2 protein-coding genes and 1 pseudogene are annotated in these 3,978 nt (G+C 36.1%); all 3 read right to left on the reverse strand.

The genetic code is table 11. The features are described 5' to 3' along the window. Window positions 1-215 (reverse strand): annotated as a pseudogene (locus tag H5158_RS22150) (flavohemoglobin expression-modulating QEGLA motif protein); the annotation flags it as partial. A 79-nt stretch (window positions 216-294) separates the two neighbouring features. Next, complete coding sequence (locus H5158_RS22155) at window positions 295-774, reverse strand: hypothetical protein (RefSeq protein WP_182719665.1); 480 nt, start codon at window positions 772-774, stop codon at window positions 295-297. A 95-nt stretch (window positions 775-869) separates the two neighbouring features. Further along, window positions 870-3,854 (reverse strand): TonB-dependent receptor, encoded by a 2,985-nt coding sequence (locus tag H5158_RS22160; protein WP_182719664.1) that lies wholly within the window; start codon window positions 3,852-3,854, stop codon window positions 870-872. Between the last annotated feature and the right edge of the window lie 124 nt (window positions 3,855-3,978).

Consider the following 3,978-nt stretch of genomic DNA (forward strand, 5'->3'; position numbering starts at 1 on the left):
AATGCTTGGCGTAGCTCGCTAGGTACAAAACCTAGATCCCGTTGCTGATAATAGGCTTTATCAACCAGTGGATTTTTTTGACATTTTTGTCTAAAAAACTCTTCTTTTATGCTTTTATCCCAATTTATCGCATCTAAGATACGGATCGGGGTTTGTAGGGCGATTAATCGATCTGATAACTCGCGAGTTTTAAGTAATAACGCCTTATCTATCATGCTTTAAGCTCACTGATGAATGAGCCTAGAGGATAGGCTAATTTAGCCCAAATATAAATAATTTAATTACTGTTTAACTTTAAATTGTACCTTCTAAACACTGGTCTTTCCTCAAGCGCTCTTCTATAACTAATGGACGCGTTAACGGTGATGTTAATTTCTCTAAAATATTAATATTTGAGCCGTTCCCTTCTGCTATCCAAATAATAATACTGTCACCAACAATCTCTCTATTGAGTTGATAATCTTTACCAGACTCTAGATCTACTTCAAACTTTACAAATGCATTTCTTTCGGCGGACGAAAAATCTCTACTGCCTATAGAAGCTTTAACCCATAGTATATGACGTCCCGCTTCATATTGTCTTGCAGTGACCCATTGAGATGGCGATTTACTATTACACATTAGATAAACATACTCCCGTTTTTTTCCTTGCTCAAACTGAAAATTCTTTAATCTAAAATGTCCTTCTCTAATATCCTTCTTAATTGGCAAACTTACACAAGCCACCAAAGAAATTAATAAAACTAATAACACCATTAAATTTAAATTTCTCATATCGGAACCTATTTCTAAACTTTGAGTTAACGAAAAAGCACTATACAGTAAGTATAGTGCTTGTTATCAAATGTTAATTTTATTTAGATTAATCACTAAAACATCATATTAAATACAACTTCAACTCGACGTGGAGATTGGAAGTATAAAGCACTGCCAAATTTTGCATTAGAGTTAAATGCTGCGTCCTCTTCTGCAAGTTCTTCATACGTAGTTACATTTGAAGCATCAAATAAGTTATAAACATTAAGAGCAACATATGCTGAATCAAACGCTGCAAAACTGCTTAAATCATATTTAACATTAGCATTAATGGTTGATGTCCAAGGCGTACGACCAAAGCTACCGCGCGAAAATTTAGTATCACCTACATAGTAAGTATCGCCATATTGATATTGAGATTGATCAGGTGCATACCCAGCACCTAACGCGTTACGTGGACGGCCTGAAGTAATATTTGCATTTACGCCAACTAATAAATTATCAGTAACAGAATAAGAACCAAATAGTTTTAATGCATGACGACGGTCATTAGGTAGATAACCATTAGCACCATCCATTAGATAAGGGTAATCCCAATCAGTTGTTAGGCCAGCATCATCTTGACCATTATCTGATTTAACATAACCTTCTGCGTTGCCGTAGCTTTGAGCCCATGTATAAGTTGCGTTAAACATCCACACACCATCCCATGCTCTTTCTAACATCAAGTCAACTGAGTTATAACTACGCTTAGCGTCTGGGTAACCTAATTGTTCAGCACTAAAGTTATAATCCTCAAGAGTTCCATCGCCATTATAATCATACTGGAATGATACGCTTTCGCCAGGATTAAATAGTAAGAAATGATTAGCTGCAGCCCCCTCTAAACCAATACTTTTAAATGCTTCAATCATACTACCATCATCAATAATACTTTGAACTTCACGACGTGTATACTTAACACCAAAAGACCAATCATCGTTTATCATACCTTGATACCCTAAGATAAGCTCATCTTGATACATTGGGGCTAAGCCACTATCGCGAACACTTACAGGACTTGGAGTCGTTCCATCTCCAATTACGTCAGTATCACCTAGTTTATCTCCTAAAACAGGAACACCGTCAGTACCTTCACTTTGTATTGTGTAGTAATCATGAGTATATAACTCTGCACCAGCTAAGCGAACATTAGTGTTTGAAGCAACAGGTAAAAAGTAACGTCCGGCATTAGCAAATACTTTGTGCTCGCCATCACCAAACAGATCATAAGCTAACCCTAAGCGCGGTGCAAATTGATTGTCTATTTTAACAAATGTATCACCACTTGCATTAAGATTTTCAAAGCTATCCCAACGGAAACCAATAGTTGCAGTTAGGCGGTCGGTTATATTCCAAGTATCTTCGATATAAAATGCTTCGTTATTGATGTCAAACTCACCGCCAACATTGTAATTACGTACACGAACATACCGGCCTGAATCTTGAATCTCATAACCATTTGGTAAAATCGCACCGGCATCATAACCAATATATCGGTAATAAATTCCACCAGAAAGCTCTACTTCACTAGTTGAAGTGTTTTTCTCTGCATCATAACCAAAACGTAACTGATGATCATCAGCTACTAGCCATTCAAAATCAATTCTATATTGCTTACGTTCGTCACTATTTGTTGATATCTGAAATGCTGAAGGATCCCAACAACCAAGATTTTGTCCATTTTGAGCATCAATGATTGCAGGACAATCTGCACCATCTGAACGGGTTGTATCATTAAATTCAACTTTACCCGCCATAGCAGACACTGAAAAATAATCCGTAATATTACCATTATAACGTATTGACCAACTAGTGCCTCCAGTTAATGAACTAGATGATGAAGTGTTTTCTGTATCTAAAACACCATTTTCATCCCTATCATATGTTGTCGAATTTTCAGTTGTTTCATCTTTGAAAATCCATCCCATCAAGGTATGGTCTTCATTGATGTTCCAGTCAAGACGGGCTAAATAATAAGGGTCGTCATCATTACGATTTAATAATGTTGTCCCACGAGTTTGGATGTCATCGTAATTTGTCTCTCTAAATTCATATAGACCATAGAAAAATAAAGTATCTTCAATTAACGCACCACTTGCAAAAAGATCTGTTTTTCTTGACTCTCTTGAATCACCACTATTATCGGTAATAATATCACCAATTCGGTTGGCACAATCTTCAACAACGTCACCATTTTCAGCTTTATAGCTACAATCATCAGCTAAATAATAAGAGTTTGGACGTTTCCCATAGAGCGAATCAAGATTTTGTGTATGCTGTAAACCAAAATGGAACTCGTTAGAGCCACTTTTTGTTACAGAGCTAACAACACCACCAGTAGAGCGTCCAAATTCAGCTGAGTAACCACCTGTTTTAATCTGGAAAGAGTCATAAGCCAAAAATGGAATAGTAGACCCGCCAACACCATTGCGGAAATTGGTCATATTAAGACCATTTACATAATAAACATTTTCAGCTTGAGAAGCACCGCCAAAACTACCTAATGAACTACCTTTAGCATCTGAAAACCGTGCATCACCTAAATTTACGCCGGGAGATAGCATTGCAACAGATGTAATATCTTGAGCAACAGGTAAGCGCGATAATTCATCTGCGGAAATATTAAATGATGCTTCTGAGTTTGTAACGTCAACACGTGCAATTCGGCTACCAGTCACAGAAATAACTTCGAAGTCACCTGCAACCATATTAATTTCAAGAGACGAAGACTTACCAATTGCAATATTTACATCATTTAACACAGATGTCTGATAGCCATCTTTTTCTATTTTAATATCATAATTACCGATTGGAATTGAACCTAAGTTAAATTGCCCCTTAGAATCTACAATCAACTGTTTAACATAACCATTTTCTTTGTTAGAAATAGTAACAGTTGCCCCAGCAATAGGCGCTGAACTTGATTGTTGAGTTACAACCCCTTTAATCGCACCATCAACGTTTCCTGCTAATGCAGTTGCACTGTAAAAAGTTAATGAAGAGCAAATTGCTGCGCAAACTGCAGCTTTTTTAAATAATTTGTTCACTTGTATCATTATTGAATCCCTAAATGTTATTATTTATATACCCCATTAATAATTGGGGTATATATATTTAACATTTACAAAACAAAACAACAATAAAAAAAACAATAAAAACAGTAAAAAGTTAAATTAATGT

The sequence above is a fragment of the Pseudoalteromonas sp. SR45-6 genome, assembly GCF_014163545.1.
GTDB lineage: Bacteria > Pseudomonadota > Gammaproteobacteria > Enterobacterales > Alteromonadaceae > Pseudoalteromonas > Pseudoalteromonas rhizosphaerae.